The sequence below is a fragment of the Pantoea endophytica genome (genome assembly GCF_002858935.1).
Classification (GTDB): Bacteria; Pseudomonadota; Gammaproteobacteria; order Enterobacterales; family Enterobacteriaceae; genus Pantoea; species Pantoea leporis.
The window spans coordinates 46,712-67,058 of the sequence record NZ_PJRT01000033.1; the positions used below are offsets into that span (position 1 = coordinate 46,712).

A 20,347-nucleotide genomic window follows, 5' to 3' on the forward strand; every position below is an offset into this window, starting at 1 on the left:
GTCATAGGCTTTGTATGGCTTTTCTTGACCTGTGGCATCTTGTAGAATGCGCTGCACAAAACCCTGACAACACTTGGGATATCCCAACCCGAATCACATGACGCTGCTTGCACTCGGAATCAACCACAAAACTGCACCTGTTGCGCTACGCGAACGCGTTGCGTTTACACCAGACACGCTGGAACTGGCGCTGAATAGCCTGCTGTCCCAGCCGATGGTGCAGAGCGGTGTGGTCCTTTCGACCTGCAACCGTACAGAACTCTACCTCAGTGTAGAGCAGCAAGCCGACCTGCAGGAGAAGCTGGTGCGTTGGCTGTGTGACTATCACGATCTGCGTGAAGAGGATGTGCGCAACAGCCTCTACTGGCATCAGGATAACGCGGCGGTTAGCCATCTGATGCGCGTGGCCAGCGGGCTGGATTCACTGGTGTTGGGTGAACCACAGATTTTAGGTCAGGTTAAAAAAGCTTTTGTTGATTCGTCACGCGACCACGCGCTGAGCAGTGAACTGGAGCGCATGTTCCAGAAAACCTTCTCGGTGGCCAAGCGTGTGCGCACCGAAACCGAGATTGGCGCCAGCGCCGTATCGGTCGCCTTCGCTGCCTGTTCACTGGCGCGTCAAATTTTTGAATCGCTCAGCACCGTTAACGTGCTGCTGGTCGGCGCTGGTGAAACCATCGAGTTAGTGGCGCGTCATCTGCGCGAACACTCCGTTAAGAAGCTGATGATCGCCAACCGCACCCGCGAACGCGCACAGCTGCTGGCCGATGAAGTGGGGGCAGAAGTGATTGGCCTCGGCGATATCGAAACCCGTCTGGCCGATGCCGACATCATTATCTCTTCCACCGCCAGCCCGCTGCCGATTATCGGTAAAGGGATGGTGGAGCGCGCGCTGAAAGCACGTCGCAATCAGCCGATGCTGCTGGTGGATATCGCCGTACCGCGCGATGTCGAGCCGGAAGTGGGCAAGCTGGCGAACGCCTATCTCTACAGCGTTGATGATCTGCAAGCGATCATCGAGCAGAACATGGCGCAGCGCAAAGCCGCCGCCGTGCAGGCTGAAAGCATTGTGGTGCAGGAGAGCGGCGAATTTATGGCCTGGCTGCGCGCGCAAAGCGCGGTTGAGACCATCCGTGAATACCGTTCGCAGGCCGATCAGGTGCGCGCCGAGTTACAGGAACGCGCGCTGGCCGCGCTGCAGCAGGGCGCTGACGCCGAAAAAGTGCTACAGGAACTGGCACACAAGCTGACCAACCGTTTAATTCATGCACCAACCAAATCACTGCAGCAGGCCGCGCGCGACGGCGACAGCGAACGCCTGCAGATCTTACGTGACAGCCTCGGTTTAGAGTAATCTGGTCAGTCACGACCTATCACTGGGATACCCGCTATTACATGAAGAGCTCTATTGTTGCCAAGCTGGAAGCGCTCCAGGAACGCCACGAGGAAGTGGAAGCGTTGCTGGGCGATGCCGGCGTGATTGCCGATCAGGATCGTTTCCGTGCGTTATCACGCGAATATGCCCAGCTTAGCGACGTCACCCGTTGTTTCCGCGAATGGCAGCAGGTGCAGGAAGACGTTGAAACTGCCGAAATGATGCTGGAAGACCCGGAAATGCGCGAGATGGCGCAGGAAGAATTAAAGCTGTCACGCGAGAAGCGTGAAGCGCTGGAACAACAGCTGCAAGTGCTGCTGCTGCCGAAAGATCCCGACGATGAACGTTCGTGCTTTGTCGAAGTGCGCGCCGGTACCGGCGGTGATGAAGCGGCGATTTTTGCCGGCGATCTGTTCCGTATGTACAGCCGTTACGCCGAAGCGCGTCGCTGGCAGGTTGAGATCATCAGCGCCAACGAAGGTGAGCACGGCGGCTATAAAGAAGTGATCGCCCGCATCATCGGCGATGGCGCGTATGGCCGCTTTAAGTTTGAATCGGGCGGCCATCGCGTACAGCGCGTGCCAGAAACCGAATCGCAGGGCCGTATTCACACCTCGGCTTGTACCGTTGCGGTCATGCCGGAACTGCCCGAAGCGGAAATGCCGGAAATCAACGCCGGCGATTTGAAAATCGACACCTTCCGTTCTTCCGGTGCCGGTGGTCAGCACGTTAACACCACCGATTCCGCGATTCGTATCACCCACTTGCCAACTGGCATTGTGGTGGAGTGTCAGGACGAACGTTCACAGCACAAAAACAAAGCCAAAGCCTTGGCGGTGTTGGGTGCGCGTATTCACGCGGCGGAAACGGCAAAGCGTAATGCCGCTGAAGCTTCGACGCGTCGTAACCTGCTCGGCAGCGGCGACCGTTCGGATCGTAACCGCACCTACAACTTCCCGCAGGGCCGCGTCACCGATCACCGCATCAACCTCACGGTTTACCGTCTCGATGAGGTGATGGAAGGCAAGCTGGATGCGCTGATAGAGCCGATTGTGCAGGAGTATCAAGCCGATCAGCTGGCCGCGCTGGCTGGACAGGATTAATGATCATCCGTCGCTGGCTACAGCAGGCTGTGGTAGCGCTCTGTGGCGGCGACAGCCCGAAGCGCGATGCGGAAATATTGCTGGGTTTTGTGACGGGCAAAGCGCGCAGTTGGCTGATTGCCTTTGACGATGCGGAACTGGACGCGCAGCAGCTGGAACAACTGAATGCGCTGCTGGCGCGCCGCGTCAACGGCGAGCCGATTGCGCATCTGGTCGGCGAGCGTGAATTCTGGTCGCTGCCGTTGCGCGTCAGTGATGCCACGCTGATCCCGCGTCCGGACACCGAAGTGCTGGTGGAGCAAGCGCTGGCGCATCTGCCTGCCGCCGCGACTTCACTGCTGGATTTAGGCACCGGCACCGGCGCGATTGCGCTGGCGCTGGCCAGCGAACGGCCAGGCTGCCAGGTTATCGGCTGCGATCGCATCGCGGCGGCGGTGGAACTGGCGCAGGACAATGCGCAGCGTCTGCACATTGATAACGCCCGCTTCATCCTCAGCAACTGGTTTAACGATCTTCCCGCCCAACGTTTTGATCTGATTGTCAGTAATCCCCCCTATATTGATGCCGCCGATGAACATCTGCAGCAGGGCGACGTGCGCTTTGAACCGCGCAGCGCGTTAGTGGCGGACGATCAGGGTTTGGCCGATTTACGTTTTATCATTCACACCGCACCGCACTGGCTGCACGCTGGCGGCTGGCTGCTGCTGGAACATGGCTGGCAGCAAGGTGATGCCGTGCGCGCCATCATGACGCAGCATGGTTATCAGGCGGTGAGCACCGTTGACGATTACGGCGGTAATCCGCGCGTCACACTAGGACAATTTTTTAATAAGGAATAACGATGGCGAGCTGGTATCCCCTGATTAAACATTTTCACTTGCTGACCGTCGCGCTGACGATTTGTCTGTTTTTGCTGCGCTTCTACTGGCAAACCACCGGCTCAGCGATGCTGCAACGCCGCTGGGTGCGCATTGCGCCGCACGTTAACGACACCTTTTTGCTGTTAAGCGGTGCGCTGCTGGTGATGATTACGCATTTTTATCCGTTCACACCGCAAGGAAGCTGGCTGACGGAGAAGCTGTTAGCGGTTATTATCTACATCGCCTTAGGTTCCGTGGCATTGAGCCGTCGCCCACGTAAAATGGGGACACGTTGGATCGCCTTCCTGATTGCAATCGTAGCGTTGCTGTTTGTGATTAAGCTGGCGATGACCAAAATGCCGTTATTGGGGATTGTATGACCTCGCCAGAGCAACTCGATTACAGTAAAACACCGTTGAGTGAAGCGGTGATTGGTGCCACATGCGCCATACGCAATGATTTTTCCGCGCCTTCTGTGCAACAACAGTTGGCGGCGCTGGTAGATGAAGCCCGTGAGTTTGTCAGCAGCGAACAGGACGCCGATTTGCAGCTGGGTAAGCTGCTGGAGCTGTTCTATCGTCAGTGGGGATTTGGCGGCGCCAGCGGCGTCTACAATCTCTCCGACGCGCTGTGGATCGACAAAGTCCTGAAGAGCCGTCAGGGCACGGCGGTGTCGCTGGGCGTGATCCTGCTGCACATCGCCGATGAGCTGGAATTGCCGCTGATGCCGGTGATTTTCCCGACACAGCTGATTCTGCGTGCCGACTGGTTAGATGGCGAAATGTGGCTGATCAACCCGTTCAACGGCGAAACGCTTGATACGCATACGCTGGAAGTGTGGCTGAAAGGCAACATCAGCCCAACCGCTAAGCTGTATAACGACGATCTCGACGAAGCCAAGACCATCAACGTGATGCGCAAGATGCTCGACACCTTGAAATCCGCGCTGATGGAAGAGAAGCAGATGGAGCTGGCGCTGAACGTCAGCAAAGTGCTGCTGCAGATCGATCCTGACGATCCTTACGAGATTCGCGACCGTGGTTTGATTTACGCGCAATTAGAGTGTGAACACATCGCGCTGAATGATTTGACCTATTTCGTTGAACAGTGTCCTGAAGATCCGGTCAGCGAGATGATTAAAGTGCAGATTCACGCAATTGAACAGAAACAGGTAACGCTGCATTAAGCGTTACCCGATAAAAGGAAAGGAAAGGAAAGGGCATGACACAGAAAGTAGTGAATATCGGCGATATCAAGGTCGCAAACGATCTGCCATTCGTTCTCTTCGGCGGCATGAACGTGCTGGAATCGCGCGATCTCGCCATGCGCATCTGCGAACACTACGTTGAGGTCACCGACAAACTCGGGATCCCTTACGTATTCAAAGCCTCTTTTGATAAAGCGAACCGCTCTTCAATCAAATCCTATCGTGGTCCTGGCCTGGAAGAGGGAATGAAGATTTTCCAGGAGCTGAAGCAGGCTTTCGGCGTGAAAATCATCACCGATGTGCATGAAGCATCGCAGGCGCAGCCGGTGGCTGACGTGGTTGATGTGATTCAGCTGCCGGCCTTCCTCGCGCGTCAGACCGATTTGGTGGAAGCGATGGCGAAAACCGGCGCGGTAATCAACGTCAAGAAGCCCCAGTTTGTTAGCCCAGGCCAGATGGGTAACATCTACGACAAATTCGTCGAAGGCGGCAACGATCAGGTTATCCTGTGCGATCGCGGCAGCAACTTCGGCTATGACAACCTGGTTGTCGATATGCTCGGCTTCAACGTGATGAAGAACGTCACCCAAAATAGCCCAGTGATCTTCGACGTTACCCACGCGCTGCAAACGCGCGATCCGTTCGGCGCTGCGTCAGGCGGTCGTCGTGCGCAGGTCGCCGAGCTGGCGCGTGCCGGCATGGCGGTTGGCATTGCTGGCCTGTTCATCGAAGCGCACCCAGAGCCAAACAGCGCCAAATGCGACGGTCCATCCGCGCTGCCGCTGGATAAGCTGGAACCCTTCCTGGTGCAGATGAAAGCAATCGACGATCTGGTGAAGAGCTTCCCAGAGCTGGATACCAGCAACTGATTGTTTTGAAATGTGAAAAAGGCGCCGATGGCGCCTTTTTTATTGGCTTGTCGCCATTTATGGCGATCCTACAACATGCACGATTTCCGTATGGTTGGCATTTATGCCGACCGCTAGTCTTACAGCATAATCGTCAACAAATACCCGGCAAACAGTGCCAGATGCGCGGCACCGTTTAACACGTTGGTGCGGCCCGTTGAGAACGAGATGTGACACAGGATCAGCACGGCGCTCATGATCACCATCTGCGGTGGCTCAAGGCCGAACACCAATTGCTGGTCGGTCAGGGTAGCGATGATGGTCACTGCAGGCACCGTCAGTGAAATGGTCGCCAGCACCGAACCGAAGAACAGATTCATAGCACGCTGGACTTGATTCATCAGTACCGCTTTGATTGCACCTAAACCTTCCGGCGACAGGATCAACAGCGCCACCAGGAAGCCGGTGAACTGCGCCGGGGCGTTCAGTTCTGTCAGCAGACTTTCCAGCGGATTGGCGTTCATCTTGGTCACGCTAATCACCGCAATCAGATGCACGATCAGCCATGCGGTGTGCCACAACGAGCTGTGCGCAGAAGGCTTACCGTGGTGCGGATCGTCGCCATCATCTTCATGCTCATAAACGAACAGGCTTTGGTGGGTTTTGGTTTGAATCAGCAGGAATACGCCGTACATGGCCGCAGAAATCGCCGCGATGATCAGCGCCTGCGTAGTCGTGAAGTTACCGCCAGGTAACGCATTGGGGAACACCAGTACCAGAATCGCCAGCGGGAAAATGGCGATCATGTACTGTTTTACGCCCGCCAGATTAACGTACTGCGTGGCAAACTTGCGTCCGCCCAGCAGCAGGGCAAAGCCGACTAAACCGGCGGTCACAATCATGATGATCGAGTAGAGCGTGTCGCGCATTAGCGCGGGCGCGGCATCGCCGGTGGCCATCAGCGCGGAGATCAGACTCACTTCAAGTATGACGACGGAAAGACTGAGAATCAGCGAGCCATAAGGTTCGCCTAAACGGTGTGCCAGCACGTCGGCGTGACGCACCACGCTGAAGGCGCTAAACAGAATGGCAACTAATGCCAACAGGTTGATGCCGATAACCGGCAGAAGCGCTGTCTGGTTGCCGAAGAAGCTCAGCACCGCCAGCGCAGCAACGGGGAAAATCAGTGAGTACTCGGTATGGCGGGTTTTCTCATGTCCAGGCATTTACCATCCTCTCCGGAAAAAGTACAAAGCAGGCAATCATTGCCTGATAAATATAATGAGTTTTCTGACGTAACGCAGTGTAACTTTTCATCAGCTGTGCTGCTGTGACTTTACGCGATTTTACCAAAAGCGTTTATTATGCATAACACGGCAAAAGAGTGTGTTATCGCTGGATTAACGCCTGTATTCATTATGTTGCATGAGTCACTCACCCAATTAAAGGTGAGATTGGTCTGGTTAATCGTCGTATAGGGTGAAGTTTATAGAGGTTTAAACCTGTTTTACGCCATCTGCCAGTAAAAGTACCAGTTTGCGTTTTGACCCAGATGATCCAGACTTAAACCCTGGGTATGAAACAGGAGGAAATATGCCTTATTCATCAAACAAAGAGCTGCCAGACAGCGTGCGTCATGTCCTGCCGGCTCACGCACAAACCATCTATCAAAAGGCCTTTAACAGCGCCTGGGACCAATACAAAGATCCCGACGACCGGCGTGGCGATGAGTCGCGCGAAGAGGTGGCACACAAAGTCGCCTGGGCAGCAGTCAAGCACGAGTACTCGAAAGGTGACGATGACAAGTGGCACCCTAAAAACTAGTTTGTCTTGCGGGCCGGTGCGGCCCGCCTCGCACTTTTCCCTTCGCCATTCAAGTTCCTCACCAGGCAGCCGATGCTATTTACACAGAATTTCCCTTTTGTGATCGGGGTCAATCTTGAATGTTTTGTTAAAAATGAATTAATGTCTTCTCTTAAGACGATGCAATGAGCGTCGCCTTTAGACATCAGTTTTGAGGAACCACACCGGCAAGATGTCAGCGTAGTAGAGGAGACCACAGTGTTAACGCGGGAATTTTTGTTAAAAGCAGATTGTAAAACATCGTTTGGCGATATTGATGAAGCGCTGTTCTGGAGCTGTGAAAAGCGTGCGGCATCGCTGTCCGCGACGCTGGCCTGTCGTCCTGACCAAAGCCCGGTGTGGATTTTTGGCTACGGCTCGCTGATGTGGAATCCCATTTTTGAAGCGGCCGAAGTGGCACCGGGTCGTTTAGAGGGCTGGCACCGTGCGTTTTGCCTGCGTCTAATTGCCGGTCGCGGCACCGTAACCGCGCCTGGCCGCATGCTGGCGCTGAAAGAGGGCGGTTCCACCAGCGGACTGGCGTTCCGCTTACCGGAATCGCGTTTGCATGATGAGCTGGAGCTGCTGTGGAAGCGTGAAATGATTACTGGCTGCTATCTGCCAACCTGGTGTGAACTGGAGCTGGAGGATGGACGCAACGTTACCGCGCTGGTGTTTATCATGGATCCACGTCATCCGCTGTATGAAACCGATTCCTGCCGCAGCACCATTGCGCCGTTGATTGCCCAGGCCAGCGGTCCGCTCGGCACCAACGCACAATACCTCTACGCGCTGGAGCAGGAGCTAGGCAAACGTGGCATGCAGGAAGCGGCATTGACGCGCCTGGCAGCAGATGTCAGAGCGCTGCAGAGTCATTTGGCAGCGCGCTGATACGGATTACTGCGCCGGATTAATCAGCCAGGTTCCCGGCTTATCGATGGTCAGCGATTGGCTATGCACCTGGTTGCCGTTACGCACCTCAATGCGATAGTTCCCCGCCGCCAGATTCAGTGAAGCGAATCCGCTGGAGGAGGGCTTCACATCGCGGGCTTCGCCATTCAGCATCACATTCTCACCCGCCTGCAAACGCAGATAAACCGTCGCCACCGTCGGTGCGCTGCTCGCTACACTGTTGCCTGCTGCGGCAGGCGCAGCGGGCGCGGAGCTGGCGGCAACCGGCGGTACTTCGCTGTGATGATTCGCTTTCCAAACCACCACCACAACCGCCAGCAGCGCAATTGCAGCGGCCGCCACTAAACCCGGCGATAAACGACGCACGTTGCGCGGCGTCAAAGGTTCAACGGTGGCAGCGGCATGATTGACGGCCAACACTTGCGGTTCCGGCGTTGCAACACTCGGCTCCACCGGCACAACCGGCTCAGCCACGAGCGGAATAGTGGTGGAGAGCGCTTCGACATCGCTGACCGGCAGATCGATCAAGCTGGCAAAGGCATCAATGCTTTGCGGACGATCTGCTGGCTTCATGGCTAACGCGCAGTCAATAGCGTGCAGCAGCGGCAGCGAATAGCCTTCCGGCTTGCGCTCCACCAGCGGCTGATAGTTATCCTCAATGCAGCGCACCACGCTCACCGGCGGTGCATGGCCGGTGATCAGGTTGTGCAGCACTGCGCCTAGCGCATAGATATCGGTCCACGGACCTTGCTCTATTTCGCCTTCTTCGCTGTACTGCTCAATCGGCGCAAAGCCGGGCTTCAGCATGATCTCGGTTTCATCCGAGAGGTTACCGATCTCTTTGCGCGCCGAGCCAAAATCAAGCAGCACCGGCAGCTGGTTTTCCTGAATCTGGATGTTATCCAGCGAGATATCGCGATGCAGATAACCGGCGGCGTGGATAGTATCAATGGCGCCAAACAGCGGCGGTAGCAGACGACGGATCCAGCTCTCGTCAATGCTGTCCGGACTGGTGATCTGCCACTCTTTCAGCGTCATGCCGCTGTAATAGAGCGTGCCCATGTAGGCGGTGCCGTTCTCTTCCCAGAAGCGCAGCACGTGCAGCAAGCCGGGATGATTGAAGCGTGCCAGCAGGCGCGCCTCCTGAATAAAGCTATTACGACCGGCGGTAAACAGCTTATGGAAACGCTCTCCGCGCAGTTCCAGCGACATATCCGCCGCACGCACCGCCAACGAGACGGGCATGTACTCTTTGATCGCGATGGTGCGTTCCAGCTGATGATCCCAGGCACGATAAACAATGCCGAAGCCGCCGCCGCCAATCACTTCCTTGATTTCAAATTCATTAAACCGGTAGCCCGCAGGGAGGGCGTTAGGTGTATGGTTTTCGTTTGCCGACATAGTGAACTCTCTGAACACGTCCTGTAGCGCCCCGTCATCACGATGACGGCAGGCAACGACCGCTAATTAATTAATGTTACGCCAGGCACCAATCGCCGGATCGGCGAGATCCGCATGCAGGGTGTCAATCAGTAACACAGTCACTTTTTGCTGTGGCATAAATTGCGGCGACCAAACGCCGCGTAACGTCTCAACCCGCTTTTTCAGCACATCGCTGCTCTGATCGGCGGTTTTGTCCATCTTGACCAGAAGTGTGCCGCTAAAACGCCACACATGCTGTTGTGCATCAAACGGCAGCACTAACCAGCTATCATCGGCATCCGGACGCGTAACAATCATGCGCTGGTTATTCACCGAGACCACTTCCAGCGGCGGACCGCTCATCTTTAAATCTGCAATCGGGTAGCCCTGATAGAAGTTCAGCGCCAGATTATGGGTTTTGCCAGCGCTCATCAGCGTCATTTCGCTCGGGCCTTCCAGCCAGCCTTCGGTGGAGCAGTGCTGATTCGGGTTATCCGGGATAAACAGCGATTCGCCTTTGTCATCCCACCAGGTACGGAAATGGCAGCCGCCCGGCAATGCAAAGTGCTGCAGCGGCGTGCTATCCGCCGGGCGCGAGAGATCGAGCGGCGCGGCGTTGCTGGTGGTGGCGCTGGCGGTGGCATCGTTCAGCACGATCGGGCGCCAGTTCTGTAATTTGGCTGCGCTGCCGTTAGCCAGCACGCTGCCCTCTTTATTGGTCATCTGCCACGGCAGTTCATCCAGCAGGCCGCACTGATTCGCCAGCAGCGTACCGACGCGCGGCAGGAAGCTGGTCAGGATGCTGGAGTCGGTGCTTTTGCCCGAAACGATGCGCAGCGGCAGCGTCTCTTTGCACCAGTCGTTGGGCGCTTTGCTCGCCACGTCATCAATGTAGACTTCTAATGACAGGCTCGGGGAATACACCACGCGGTAATCTTCTGCCTGCGCATTTACGGCCAGCAACAGGGTTGCGAAGCCCGTCAACCACACTTTCATAAGCATCCTTGGATCAATAACGTGACGGCAGAAAACGTGCCGCATCAGCCTGGGAATAAAGCAGCGTCGCTTCCTGCGGTTCGCCAATCCAGACGGCCAGAGCGCTGAGATTGTCGCTTTTAACACTGCGGTTAACGGCTTGTTCCATCAAAGTCAGCCACTCTTCGCAGGCATTCACCATGCGCAGGGCCAGTTCCATTTCGTGGGTGGTGAGATTGAGCCAGAATCCATCGCTGCAAACCAGGAACGCATCGCCATCGGCCAGCGTAATCACCTCGCTAAAAGTGGCCGGACGGGCAGGCTCAACACCGAGCGCATTATAGAGTAAATTACTGTTAATGCCGGTATTTTCATAGCCCGCCTCGCGTAACTGCTGGGCCAGACTGTGGTCACGCGTCACCTGATTTAGCACCCCATGACGGAAGTGATAAACCCGGCTGTCGCCAGCGTGCGCCCACCATGCGCGCTGTTTTTCGCGGTCGATAAACAGCGCGGCGAGCGTGGTGCTCATACGTGAAAAATTCGGATTGTTTCCCTGTGCCTCAATCAGCACCTGCTGGCAGTGTTCGATGGCGGTGCGCGTGCTTTCAGGGGTGAACGTCGCATTCTGCTGCAGCTGCGTTAGCAGCGTATCGCGCACCAGCTGCGCGGCGATATCACCGCCAGGCAAACCGGCGACGCCGTCACACACCAGAAAACAGGCTTTATGATCGTCCAGCTCGGCGCCGGTACGATCCTGATTTTCGTCGCGCATGCCTTGCTGGCAGCGGCTGGCAAACATCATCTTCATGCGTCTTCGGTCCGCGTTTGAGAATCTTTGTATTGATTCACTTCCATATCATAGGCATGCAGGAAGGCTTCGCCGAACAGCGTATGGAAGTCATCCTCAATTTCGCCAGCGGTACGTTGATAGTGGCGTGAGAAGTAATCCCACAGCGCCGCTTTGCGTCCGGTACTGAACGCCATTTTGGGCAGCACGCCATCTTTGCGTGCTTCTTCTTCTAAGCGCTGCGGGTTAAACGATTGCAGCATGGCGGCAATAATGGCGCGGATACCGGCAATCATGCCAAGCTGATGCGCCTGCAAATCCACCAGCGCATCGCGCACCGCCGGTTCCGGCGGCATAAAGCCCGGCATCTGGCTTTGATACATCTGCATCAATACGGTTTTACCGGACGGCAGAATTTTGAACGGGTTATTCGCCTCATTGAGAATCATCGTCATGTCGGCTTTCACGCCGCGCTTGAGGATCGAGCGCGAGGAGAGCAGGGCGACGGTGCCTTGCGAAAACAGGCTCAGCATGCGACCGGTTACACGCATCTGCTCTTCGGTGATGTTGGTTTGATGGCCGTTGTTCAGCCCCATCCCTTCCAGCAGCGCGGCAATCAGTTTGTCCTGAGAGACGCCCGGCAACATGGCTGGCAGCGTCGGCGCATCGCTTTGCGGATCAATAGCCAGACGCGGATCGTTGCGGCGCTCCTGACGCGCAACCGGCTCGGGAATCACCTCGGACTCCTGCATCATACCGAGCGGGTCGTCGCTGCTGTCGGCAAAGAACGCCAGCGGATCGTCCTGACGGGCTTTCAGGTTGTTAGGATCGCGGACTTCGAGCCCATACTCACCGATTTGCAGCGTGTCGCCATCCTGCAACGCCACTTGCGAGCCGCGTTGCAACGCGACGCCGTTCAATACCACCGACGTGACGCTGCCCTGATTGGTCAGGCGGCACTCGCCCTCCGGCGAAAGATGCACCAGCGCCTGCAGACGCGATATGGCGCGCGATTCGTCAGGCAGCACCAGATCGTTATCCTGACTGCGGCCGATGGTGCCGCCGGGCGGTTTAAAGGCTACCGTCTTGGCGGGCACATCCGTATTGCACTGCACAATGGTAAATTGCATGAGTCATCCCGTTAACAAGGCAAACGCCACGGCCTATTCAAACATCGGTGGATAGAGGCCGTTGCGGCCCGGCTGTGCACCAGACGCCGGGTTAAACAATAATGAAAAAAGTTGCGCAGTCAGCGGGCCACTGTGTTTATGGGTGGCATGGCTAAAACCGTCACTGCGATTACTCCACCAGTAGCTCATGTGCTGCTGCGGATCGAATCTGTCAGCCACTTCACGCCAGCTCAGCGTGCAGGGTAAATCATCAAAACCAATCACATCCATGATGTCGCTGCGCTGCGTATCCGGCACCAGCAGCGGTGACAGGCGCTGCATCTGCTGCTCCAGCGCATCGGGATTGAGTCGATCGCGCACCGCGTGCAGCAGCAGCGCGCCCAGTTCCTGGAACCAGTCACCGGACATCGCCAGCTGCGCGCTGTGCCAGTGGCTCAGCGGGAAGCTGCGCAGCGCCAGGAGCGGCCAGCTGCGGCCCACGCGATCGCAAGACGGCAGCAGGCAGCCCATCTGCACCTGCTGACGCAGCGGCGAAAGCGGTAACACAAAATTCCACACCGGCGCACGTAAAAACTGTGCGGTGCTGGCATCGGCTTGCTGATGCCAGTGCAGTAATCCTTGCTGAAACCAGTGGCTCCACGGCGTCACGGCATTTTCGCTCAGACGCTGGCGCAAAAAATCGCCGGTGGCCGGTAACTTGCCGTACCAGCCCGGCGCAGTGTGTGTCGGCATGATTACCTCACCATTACTCACTGTGTCTGGTCAATCGCTGCGAAACAACGTGCGGTGCAATCGCCAGCGTGTTGCTGCTGTCACCGGCATTTTTCAGATTCTCCGCAAGCTTGCGCATCATCAACGCATTGTCACGCGCATACGGCGAAGACTGAATTTGCTGATCCAGCAGCTGGCTCAGATGCCAGTCGAGCTGCTGCAAATCGCGCGCGCTGACATCATCCGGCAGCGTGCGCTGCAGGTTTTGCATCAGCCAGCCACGCAGAAACTCGCCGTCATAATTGCGCGGCTGATAGAGCATCTGATAGGCCCGCAGCGCATTGCGACTGTACTCGTTATCGGTGCCCGGATCGTCACGCAGCAAATTGGTGATCTGCTGCGCCACGCGCGGCAGCAGTAAAGACTTAAGCGCATTTTGATAAAGCGCCCACGCCGCATCGCTGACCTGGTTGCCGCGATACAGACCAACGCGCATGGTAAGCGGTGGATTGTCGAGGGAAAAACGCTCGGAGAGCGGCAGTTTCACCAGGTTATTTAAGAAGGGTAGCAGATCAAAAATATTATCGGCGGGCTGATGGATCACCTGCTGACTCTGCGTGGTGATCGGCGCGAGGCGTTCGGCAACCTGGTCCAGATAACGCTGATTCTGAATATAGCTGGTGAGCCACAAACAGGAGAGCAGCAGCAGTGCGCCGGTCAGCACGCCATAACCGATCCAGTGGAACAGGCGGTTGCGGTATTCCCAATGGCGATTGCTGCCCGCCAGGCCGCTCTCGCGGAACACTAAATCGCTCAGCAAATCGCGGATAAAGAAACTCTGTCCTTTGTTGCCGGGGATCGGACTGCTGCGATCGACGCTATTCCACGCCGCGAGGCTGCTTTCACCGGTGTGCGGCAGCTGCAGTTTGCGGTTCAGCTCGCCCATGATGCGGTCAAACGGTAAACCTTCCTGCGTGCCGCTGGTGAAGAACAGGCCGCGCGCCGACCAGGCGATCGGCTCCTGATGGCTGGAAAACACCACATCGAGATACTCATTCAGCAGCGGACGCAGCGAACTGAACTCTTGCGGGAACAGGAAGCTGTCGGCGCGCTGGGTGAGATCGCGCTCGCCGGCCATGACGTCGGCCAACTGCTGCTGTAAACGCTGCTCTAAGTGCTGATATTGCTGGCTGAAGCTGCGGTGCCAGTCGTCTTTATGCGGTTTGCCCGGTTCCCACGGGAAAGTGAAGCCCCAAATCGCATCGCGCTGCGGCTTGCTGAGCGTGCCGTAAAAACTCATAAACCCTTTCAGCAGGTCGGTTTTGGTCACCATCACATACACCGGGAAGTGAATGCCGGTGTGCTGATGCAGCTCCGCCATGCGTTCACGTAGCGCGCTGGCCTGCGCATGGCGCGCTTCGGCTGAATCGGTCAGCAGATCGGAGACGCTGATGGTCATGATCACGCCGTTGATCGGCTGACGGGTGCGATAGCGCTTTAGCAGATTGATAAAACTGTGCCACTCCGCGCCATCGCGCGCGCGTTGGCTCTCCTGCAGCGCGTAACGTCCGGCGGTATCGATCAGCACTGCACTGTCGGTGAACCACCAATCGCAGTGGCGCGTGCCGCCCACGCCGCGAATTGCCGCTTTGCCGAGGCTGTCGGTGAGCGGGAATTGCAGGCCAGCGTTAAGTAGCGCGGTAGTTTTACCGGCGCCCGGCGCGCCAATCATCACGTACCACGGCAGCTGATAAAGGTAGTGACTTTGAAAACGTGCCAGCCAGCTCTGCTGATGACGACGACCAAACTGGGTGCGCTTTAAACGCAGCGCTGCTTCACTGAAGCGCTGCGCCAGCAGGGTTTCGGTGGCCTGACGATCGGATAACTCTTCCTGGCTCATCTGCTGCAGCCGGTTGAGCAACTTGCTGTTAAACCAGCCGCGCCACAGTGCAGGAATAAACTGGAACAGCAGCCAGAGCAGATACAGCAGTCCCACCGCTAACTGGCGCGGCAATACTGGCTCGAGCGGGCGCGTATCGCCCCAGCTCCACAGCGGTCCGAGCATCCACAGCACGCAGCTCAATGCCGTGACGCCAATCAGGCTCCACAGCAGGCGATGGGTTAACAGATGTTGCAGTGATGCGCGCATCATTGGCCTCCCTGATGATTGCCGAGGGTTTCCGGTGTCACAAACAGGGTGATTTCCACCCGACGATTGCGGGCGCGGTTTTCATTACTGTCGTTCGGCAGCAGCGGATTGCTGTCGCCGCGACCTTCCGCTTTCACGCTGTGACCTTCCGCGAGCTGCGGATTAAGCAGCTGCATGATGGCGCGTGCGCGCGCAGAGGAGAATTCGTAGCTGGAGGCGAAACGGCCATCGACCGGGCTGTTATCGGTATACACCGACACCAAAACCGTGCCTTTAACGGTTTTCATTGCACTGGCGACATGCGCCAGCAGCGCCCGTCCCACCTGATTCACCACCGTGCCGTCGCTGGAGAACAGTTTGTCAGCGGGGATGATCACTTTGCTGCCGAACGCGCCGTCGCTCACTTCCAGCTGTCCGGCGGCAATCACATCATTCAGACGTTGATGCAGATCGAGCAGCGCTTGAGGGGAAGTAGGGCGACGTCCTGGCGTGATTTGTGGCAGCGGGGTTTGATAGATGGTGCGCAGCAGCGGTTCGGCGGCGTTGCCGAGTCGCCAGTTCAGCCCGCTGTAAATCAGGCTCGCCACCAGAGTGGCCAGGGTAACGCAGGCCCAAAGCGGCACCATCGGACGCGTCAGGGTGCTGACCAGCGGATGCACTTCCACCAGCGGCACCGCCGGATTGGCGCTTGCCGGGCGATGTTCCGTAATGAGTTGTGCCAGGCGTTTGCGGATGGCTTCACACTGCGCGCGGCCGCTGTCACTGCCGCGATAACGGCCTTCATAACCAAGCAGCAGGCAATAGTGGATCAGTTCCAGCAGCCACAGATGCTGCTGCGGGCTTTGCGATACGCGCGACAACAGCTGGAAAACTTTCTCTCCGCCCCAGCTTTCATTGTGAAAGGTGACCAGCATGCCGTTGCCGGACCACACGCCGCGCGTGCCCCACGGCGTTTGCGCTGCGGCTTCATCCAGTACGCTGCACAGGCAGTAGCGCGCGCCGATAATCATCTCAAAAGGTAAGCCCGCTTGTTTACAGCGTTGTTCGAATTGGCGGATCTCTTCGATCAGTAACTGGCGCAATCCGGCAGGATCGTCATGTGTCGCGGCCTGCCGTATACGTACCACGGCATTCAGGATGGGTGCTGCGGCATTAAGCAAAAGGTTATCATTGCCCGCGACAATGCCATCGCGAGCAAGGGAATCCTGAGTCATTAAATCTTGGTTATCCAGGCAAGGGCGAAAATCACAGCCCGCAGAGCAAACGCTTCTGCGGGCATTGTGCGCCGGATTGCATTATCAGTCTAAAATCCAGGTCGCGGTATCGTTAGTGCGACAAGCCTTGCTGGCGCCGCCAACGGCCACACAAACCTGTTTGCTGTTGCGGCGGGGGCGCGGACGATCGCTTCGAATGGTCGCGTCGTAACGGCTGCTCTCCACGCCCGCTTTCGGCGGAATATAGCCAATTAACTGGCCGTTAGGCTCATCAGCCACTGCCAGCCAGCTGTGTTCAACACGGCCGAGCACTTCAAACGGTTTGGCGTTATCAAGATAGCGCACTACTTTGCCACCATAATCAGGCGTGGTCATTACCGAGGCAGCATACAGCGCGCGATAACTCTCATTGACCGGCGTGAATTCGCCAGGTGCTGCCACCGCATGACGATGGACCAGTTGGACGCCATTCACTTCACTGGTTACCAGCGTGTCATCTGTAACGGGTGGCGGTGGCGCTTTGCAAGCAGCCAGACTTAATACCGCCAGCAACACAAGCACGAGACTCTTATTCACCATGATCCTCAAATTCCATCAGATTAGCTGCAGAGTAATCTGCGGCACGGGCCGTTAAGGCAGGCAGATTAAGCAGCGAGAAAGCCATCAAAAAAACAGACAGATTACAGAAAGATAGTGCTGAACTAAGTCTACCTAAGACTTTTGAGAATTCAAACCATTGCACCATGAGAAATCCCGTGCTAGCGGGCGAAAAAGCAGCGCAGGCCGATGATATAAAACACATAGTCACGGTGATAGATAAGCTGAGTTAATTTATTCGCTGCAGTTAACGATGCGAGGCAGCGCAACGGCATTTGGTCGCTGTTAGTACCAAACGAAAATGGTAAATAAGATTAATCTATTTGTATGAAGCAAAAAAGATTGCCTTGCGAAACAATTTTCTCAATTTCGGAATTTCCGGGCCCAATTCTGCCACGTTTAAACGCAGCACGGCATGGCTTTTGCTTGACCCTCTGTTTACACCGCTAAACCGCTGGAGAAAGCAATGAATCGGGCTTTGAACTATCTACGTGCTAGCCGCGCCAGCGAGATTGCGAGCCTGCAACGGTTGCTGCGGACCGGCGAACAGATTACCGCCATCAGTGAATTGATCCATGTGCTGCAGCGTGAACGTGGAGCCAGCAATATCTGGCTGTGCTCGGCTGGTCGACTGTTTGGTGAAGAGCTAGCACAGCGCGCTGCGGAGGTAGAACTGCGCGAACAGCGTGCAATGGCGGTGCTGCCGGAAGCAGAGGCGCAGCCCGGCTATAGCCGATTTTGCATGCTGATCGCGACTGCGCTTCAGGCGCTGGACAGTCTGCCGGCGCTGCGTCAGCAAGTACACAGCCGCACCGTGACGCAGGCGCAGGCGATGGATGCGTTTAATCACATCATCTGCACCTTACTCAATCTGGTATTTGAAGCGGCGGATACCGCCAGTGAGCCGGACATCTCGCGTGCGTTAATCGCGCTATTTAGCTTTATGCAAGGCAAAGAGCTGGCCGGACAGGAGCGCGCCACCGGTTCGGCGGGATTCGCTGCCGGTGAATTTACCGAGACGCAACGGCAGCGCATTCAGGTGTTGATCGCTGCGCAGGAGCAAAGCTTTGCGACTTTCAGCCAATTTTCTGATGCGGAAAATCTACAACGCTGGCAGGCGATAGCCGATGCCGGCAGCCAAATTGAGCGGCTAAGACGCATCGCCTGCACCGGCGCACAGTGCGGTGAAAATGGCGTGTTGCAGTGGTTTAGTCTGCTCAGTTCGCGTCTCGATCAGATGAAACAGATTGAAGATACGCTGTGCGCCACGCTGATGAATCGCTGTCAGTGTGCGATTGCGGCTGCCCAGCACAGTGAATCTCCGCCGATAGCCATCGGAGAAGAGGCCAGTTTCTCGCTTTATATCGCGGGTGCCAGCTGGCTGTCAGGCGTTGAAACCACGCTGGACAGCAATGGCCTCGCGCCCCAGCTCGGGCGTTCGGTGCTGGCGTTGATCCGTGAGCAGTCGCAGCGTCTGCAGACGCAGGCCGATGAACTCGCCTCGATGCGCGCGTCACTGGATGAACGCAAAATTATCGATCAGGCGAAAAGCTGGTTGATGCAGCAGCACGGTTTCAGCGAGCAGGATGCGTGGCAGGCGCTGCGTAAGAGCGCCATGAACCAGAACAAACGGGTGCTGGAAATAGCCCTGGCGGTGCTGGCGGTTGCCGCCACGCTCAAGGCATAACTCGAAGGAGGTAGCTGCACAAACCCTGTGCGTAGAGTGCGTCAGCGCAGTGCAAAAACGACGCATCATCAGCGCATTTATAGCGCCAGCCTTGATAAAACGGCCTGATATTTTTGGCACAGGTTTTGCAATACCTTACAGACATTGCGCATTTGTTTCGCCAACGGCGGTGAAGCGAGTGCTTTGGATAAAGGCGTCCGGCCCCATGTTTTTGCGACATGCGGGAGGACGCCTTTTTTTATTCTTTTTTTCAGGATGCGCATGATGAGCAAAACGCGGTTCACATTGTCACGACGTCAATTTCTCCTGGGTAGCGCGGCGGTCGGTGGCAGCTATCTACTGCCGGGATTACGCAATGCGGTATGGGCTGCCGGTTCCGATGCGCCCGAAAAGAGCAACATTCGCGTCGGCTTTATTCCGCTCACCGACTGCGCGCCGGTGGTGATGGCGTCAGTAAAAGGCTTCGATAAAAAATACGGTCTGACGCTGCAACCGAGTAAAGAAGCCAGCTGGGCGGCGGTGCGCGACAAGCTCACCGCTGGCGAATTGGATGCCGCGCACGCGTTGTACGGCATGATTTATGGTCTGCAGTTGGGCATTGCCGGGCCTCAGCATGAGATGGCTAACCTGATGACGCTCAACAACAACGGGCAGGCCATCACCCTGGCGAATCAGCTTAAAGATCAGAAAGTTACTAATGCGGCCAGCCTGCAAAAATTAATCGCCAGCCAAGCCAAAGGCAGCTTTACCTTCGCGCATACCTTCCCAACCAGTACACACGCCATGTGGCTCTATTACTGGCTGGCCAACGCCGGTATCGACCCGTTTGAGGATGTGCGCACCGTGGTGGTCCCGCCACCGCAAATGGTGATGAACATGAAGATGGGCAACATGAGTGGCTTCTGCGTTGGCGAGCCGTGGAACCAGCGTGCTATCAGCGACAACATCGGTTTTACCGCCACCACCACACAGCAAATTTGGCCGGATCATCCGGAAAAAATTCTCGCCACGCGCGCCGCCTGGGTGCAAGAGAACCCCAATACCGCCCGTGCGCTGACCGCCGCAGTGCTGGAAGCCGCGCGCTGGATCGATGCCTCCGACGCTAACCGCAAAGAGACCGCGCAGGTGCTGGCCGGACGCGCGTGGATCAACACCAAAGTGGAAACGCTGGAAGGGCGCATGCTCGGTCAGTACGAAAATGGCCTCGGTCAGCGCTGGCAGGACGCGCACGGTATGCGCTTCTTCCGCGACGGTGAAGTGAGCTTCCCGTGGATTTCCGACGGCATGTGGTTCCTGACGCAGATGAAGCGCTGGGGCATGGTGCAAACCGCGCCTGATTATGCAGCAGTGGCGCGTCAGATCAACCGTATTGATATCTACAAACAGGCCGCCAGCGCGGTGGGCGGCATTAGCGTCCCAGCCGGCGAGATGCGCAGCAGCACACTGTTCGACGGCAAAGTATGGGACGGCAGCAATCCCGCCGCTTATGCCGACAGTTTTGCCCTTAAACGCCGTTAAGTGAGGT

At 56.8% G+C, this 20,347-nt stretch carries 19 protein-coding genes; 10 read left to right on the forward strand and 9 right to left on the reverse strand.

Annotated features, from left to right (window positions below):
* The first annotated feature begins 97 nt into the window (after window positions 1-97).
* From hemA to kdsA, 6 genes are read left to right on the forward strand one after another with little or no spacing between them, the layout of a single operon-like run.
* On the forward strand, window positions 98-1,354 hold the full coding sequence (gene hemA / locus PZBJ_RS20950) for a glutamyl-tRNA reductase (protein ID WP_061718543.1): 1,257 nt from the start codon (window positions 98-100) through the stop codon (window positions 1,352-1,354).
* Window positions 1,355-1,395: 41 nt separating this feature from the next.
* Entirely contained in the window at window positions 1,396-2,478 is a 1,083-nt protein-coding gene (gene prfA, locus PZBJ_RS20955; protein ID WP_101764110.1) for a peptide chain release factor 1, read from the forward strand.
* The gene (gene prmC / locus PZBJ_RS20960) at window positions 2,478-3,317 is read left to right on the forward strand and encodes a peptide chain release factor N(5)-glutamine methyltransferase (protein WP_101764111.1); all 840 of its coding nucleotides are present in this window, start codon (window positions 2,478-2,480) and stop codon (window positions 3,315-3,317) included. The genes prfA and prmC overlap by 1 nt, the downstream gene beginning before the upstream one ends.
* Window positions 3,318-3,319: 2 nt before the next feature.
* A complete protein-coding gene (locus tag PZBJ_RS20965; protein WP_101764112.1) occupies window positions 3,320-3,718 on the forward strand; it encodes a SirB2 family protein in 399 nt (132 codons plus the stop codon).
* Window positions 3,715-4,524, forward strand: a complete 810-nt coding sequence (gene sirB1, locus PZBJ_RS20970; RefSeq protein WP_101764113.1) for an invasion regulator SirB1 — start codon at window positions 3,715-3,717, stop codon at window positions 4,522-4,524. The genes PZBJ_RS20965 and sirB1 overlap by 4 nt, the downstream gene beginning before the upstream one ends.
* Window positions 4,525-4,559: 35 nt before the next feature.
* Window positions 4,560-5,414, forward strand: coding sequence for a 3-deoxy-8-phosphooctulonate synthase (gene kdsA / locus PZBJ_RS20975; RefSeq protein ID WP_101764114.1), 855 nt, complete (start codon window positions 4,560-4,562; stop codon window positions 5,412-5,414).
* A gap of 119 nt (window positions 5,415-5,533) precedes the next feature.
* Here kdsA and chaA read toward each other — a convergent pair whose 3' ends face one another.
* Window positions 5,534-6,619 (reverse strand): sodium-potassium/proton antiporter ChaA, encoded by a 1,086-nt coding sequence (gene chaA, locus PZBJ_RS20980; RefSeq protein ID WP_101764115.1) that lies wholly within the window; start codon window positions 6,617-6,619, stop codon window positions 5,534-5,536.
* Between the two features lie 367 nt (window positions 6,620-6,986).
* On the opposite strand from chaA, the gene chaB reads away from it, so the two are divergent.
* The gene (gene chaB, locus PZBJ_RS20985; RefSeq protein WP_101764116.1) at window positions 6,987-7,217 is read left to right on the forward strand and encodes a putative cation transport regulator ChaB; all 231 of its coding nucleotides are present in this window, start codon (window positions 6,987-6,989) and stop codon (window positions 7,215-7,217) included.
* 237 nt (window positions 7,218-7,454) lie between these two features.
* The gene (locus tag PZBJ_RS20990) at window positions 7,455-8,126 is read left to right on the forward strand and encodes a gamma-glutamylcyclotransferase (RefSeq protein WP_167391208.1); all 672 of its coding nucleotides are present in this window, start codon (window positions 7,455-7,457) and stop codon (window positions 8,124-8,126) included.
* Between the two features lie 6 nt (window positions 8,127-8,132).
* Here the strand turns inward: PZBJ_RS20990 and PZBJ_RS20995 are convergent, their stop codons facing one another.
* The 8 genes from PZBJ_RS20995 to PZBJ_RS21030 form a co-directional block, all read right to left on the reverse strand.
* Window positions 8,133-9,548 carry a serine/threonine protein kinase gene (locus PZBJ_RS20995; RefSeq protein ID WP_101764118.1) on the reverse strand — a complete coding sequence of 472 codons (1,416 nt, stop codon included), beginning with the start codon at window positions 9,546-9,548 and terminating at the stop codon, window positions 8,133-8,135.
* Between the two features lie 66 nt (window positions 9,549-9,614).
* Window positions 9,615-10,565, reverse strand: a complete 951-nt coding sequence (locus PZBJ_RS21000; protein WP_101764119.1) for a hypothetical protein — start codon at window positions 10,563-10,565, stop codon at window positions 9,615-9,617.
* A 13-nt stretch (window positions 10,566-10,578) separates the two neighbouring features.
* Entirely contained in the window at window positions 10,579-11,355 is a 777-nt protein-coding gene (locus tag PZBJ_RS21005; protein WP_101764120.1) for a PP2C family protein-serine/threonine phosphatase, read from the reverse strand.
* Window positions 11,352-12,464 carry a type VI secretion system-associated FHA domain protein TagH gene (gene tagH, locus PZBJ_RS21010; protein ID WP_101764121.1) on the reverse strand — a complete coding sequence of 371 codons (1,113 nt, stop codon included), beginning with the start codon at window positions 12,462-12,464 and terminating at the stop codon, window positions 11,352-11,354. Before tagH ends, PZBJ_RS21005 begins: the two co-directional genes overlap by 4 nt.
* A gap of 33 nt (window positions 12,465-12,497) precedes the next feature.
* Window positions 12,498-13,196: a type VI secretion system-associated protein TagF gene (gene tagF / locus PZBJ_RS21015; RefSeq protein WP_101764122.1), complete on the reverse strand. Its 699-nt coding sequence runs from the start codon at window positions 13,194-13,196 to the stop codon at window positions 12,498-12,500.
* A gap of 13 nt (window positions 13,197-13,209) precedes the next feature.
* Complete coding sequence (gene tssM / locus PZBJ_RS21020) at window positions 13,210-15,324, reverse strand: type VI secretion system membrane subunit TssM (protein WP_101764123.1); 2,115 nt, start codon at window positions 15,322-15,324, stop codon at window positions 13,210-13,212.
* Complete coding sequence (gene icmH / locus PZBJ_RS21025) at window positions 15,324-16,538, reverse strand: type IVB secretion system protein IcmH/DotU (RefSeq protein WP_101764124.1); 1,215 nt, start codon at window positions 16,536-16,538, stop codon at window positions 15,324-15,326. The genes tssM and icmH overlap by 1 nt, the downstream gene beginning before the upstream one ends.
* Before the next feature lie 84 nt (window positions 16,539-16,622).
* A complete protein-coding gene (locus tag PZBJ_RS21030; protein ID WP_192234148.1) occupies window positions 16,623-17,117 on the reverse strand; it encodes an SH3 domain-containing protein in 495 nt (164 codons plus the stop codon).
* Window positions 17,118-17,601: 484 nt separating this feature from the next.
* Between PZBJ_RS21030 and PZBJ_RS21035 the strand changes: the two genes are divergently transcribed.
* Complete coding sequence (locus PZBJ_RS21035) at window positions 17,602-18,822, forward strand: nitrate regulatory protein (protein WP_101764125.1); 1,221 nt, start codon at window positions 17,602-17,604, stop codon at window positions 18,820-18,822.
* Window positions 18,823-19,086: 264 nt separating this feature from the next.
* Window positions 19,087-20,340 carry a CmpA/NrtA family ABC transporter substrate-binding protein gene (locus tag PZBJ_RS21040; protein WP_101764126.1) on the forward strand — a complete coding sequence of 418 codons (1,254 nt, stop codon included), beginning with the start codon at window positions 19,087-19,089 and terminating at the stop codon, window positions 20,338-20,340.
* Window positions 20,341-20,347 lie beyond the last annotated feature (7 nt).

What these genes read in the sequence shown, in the direction of transcription:
- PZBJ_RS21030 (WP_192234148.1), bottom strand. Translation starts at nt 17,117, where the DNA reads ATGGTGAATAAGAGTCTCGTGCTTGTGTTGCTGGCGGTATTAAGTCTG.
- PZBJ_RS21040 (WP_101764126.1), top strand. Translation starts at nt 19,087, where the DNA reads ATGAGCAAAACGCGGTTCACATTGTCACGACGTCAATTTCTCCTGGGT.
- PZBJ_RS21000 (WP_101764119.1), bottom strand. Translation starts at nt 10,565, where the DNA reads ATGAAAGTGTGGTTGACGGGCTTCGCAACCCTGTTGCTGGCCGTAAAT.
- PZBJ_RS20995 (WP_101764118.1), bottom strand. Translation starts at nt 9,548, where the DNA reads ATGTCGGCAAACGAAAACCATACACCTAACGCCCTCCCTGCGGGCTAC.
- PZBJ_RS20965 (WP_101764112.1), top strand. Translation starts at nt 3,320, where the DNA reads ATGGCGAGCTGGTATCCCCTGATTAAACATTTTCACTTGCTGACCGTC.
- kdsA (WP_101764114.1), top strand. Translation starts at nt 4,560, where the DNA reads ATGACACAGAAAGTAGTGAATATCGGCGATATCAAGGTCGCAAACGAT.
- tagH (WP_101764121.1), bottom strand. Translation starts at nt 12,464, where the DNA reads ATGCAATTTACCATTGTGCAGTGCAATACGGATGTGCCCGCCAAGACG.
- chaB (WP_101764116.1), top strand. Translation starts at nt 6,987, where the DNA reads ATGCCTTATTCATCAAACAAAGAGCTGCCAGACAGCGTGCGTCATGTC.
- prfA (WP_101764110.1), top strand. Translation starts at nt 1,396, where the DNA reads ATGAAGAGCTCTATTGTTGCCAAGCTGGAAGCGCTCCAGGAACGCCAC.
- PZBJ_RS21005 (WP_101764120.1), bottom strand. Translation starts at nt 11,355, where the DNA reads ATGAAGATGATGTTTGCCAGCCGCTGCCAGCAAGGCATGCGCGACGAA.
- hemA (WP_061718543.1), top strand. Translation starts at nt 98, where the DNA reads ATGACGCTGCTTGCACTCGGAATCAACCACAAAACTGCACCTGTTGCG.
- sirB1 (WP_101764113.1), top strand. Translation starts at nt 3,715, where the DNA reads ATGACCTCGCCAGAGCAACTCGATTACAGTAAAACACCGTTGAGTGAA.
- tagF (WP_101764122.1), bottom strand. Translation starts at nt 13,196, where the DNA reads ATGCCGACACACACTGCGCCGGGCTGGTACGGCAAGTTACCGGCCACC.
- icmH (WP_101764124.1), bottom strand. Translation starts at nt 16,538, where the DNA reads ATGACTCAGGATTCCCTTGCTCGCGATGGCATTGTCGCGGGCAATGAT.
- PZBJ_RS21035 (WP_101764125.1), top strand. Translation starts at nt 17,602, where the DNA reads ATGAATCGGGCTTTGAACTATCTACGTGCTAGCCGCGCCAGCGAGATT.
- chaA (WP_101764115.1), bottom strand. Translation starts at nt 6,619, where the DNA reads ATGCCTGGACATGAGAAAACCCGCCATACCGAGTACTCACTGATTTTC.
- tssM (WP_101764123.1), bottom strand. Translation starts at nt 15,324, where the DNA reads ATGCGCGCATCACTGCAACATCTGTTAACCCATCGCCTGCTGTGGAGC.
- prmC (WP_101764111.1), top strand. Translation starts at nt 2,478, where the DNA reads ATGATCATCCGTCGCTGGCTACAGCAGGCTGTGGTAGCGCTCTGTGGC.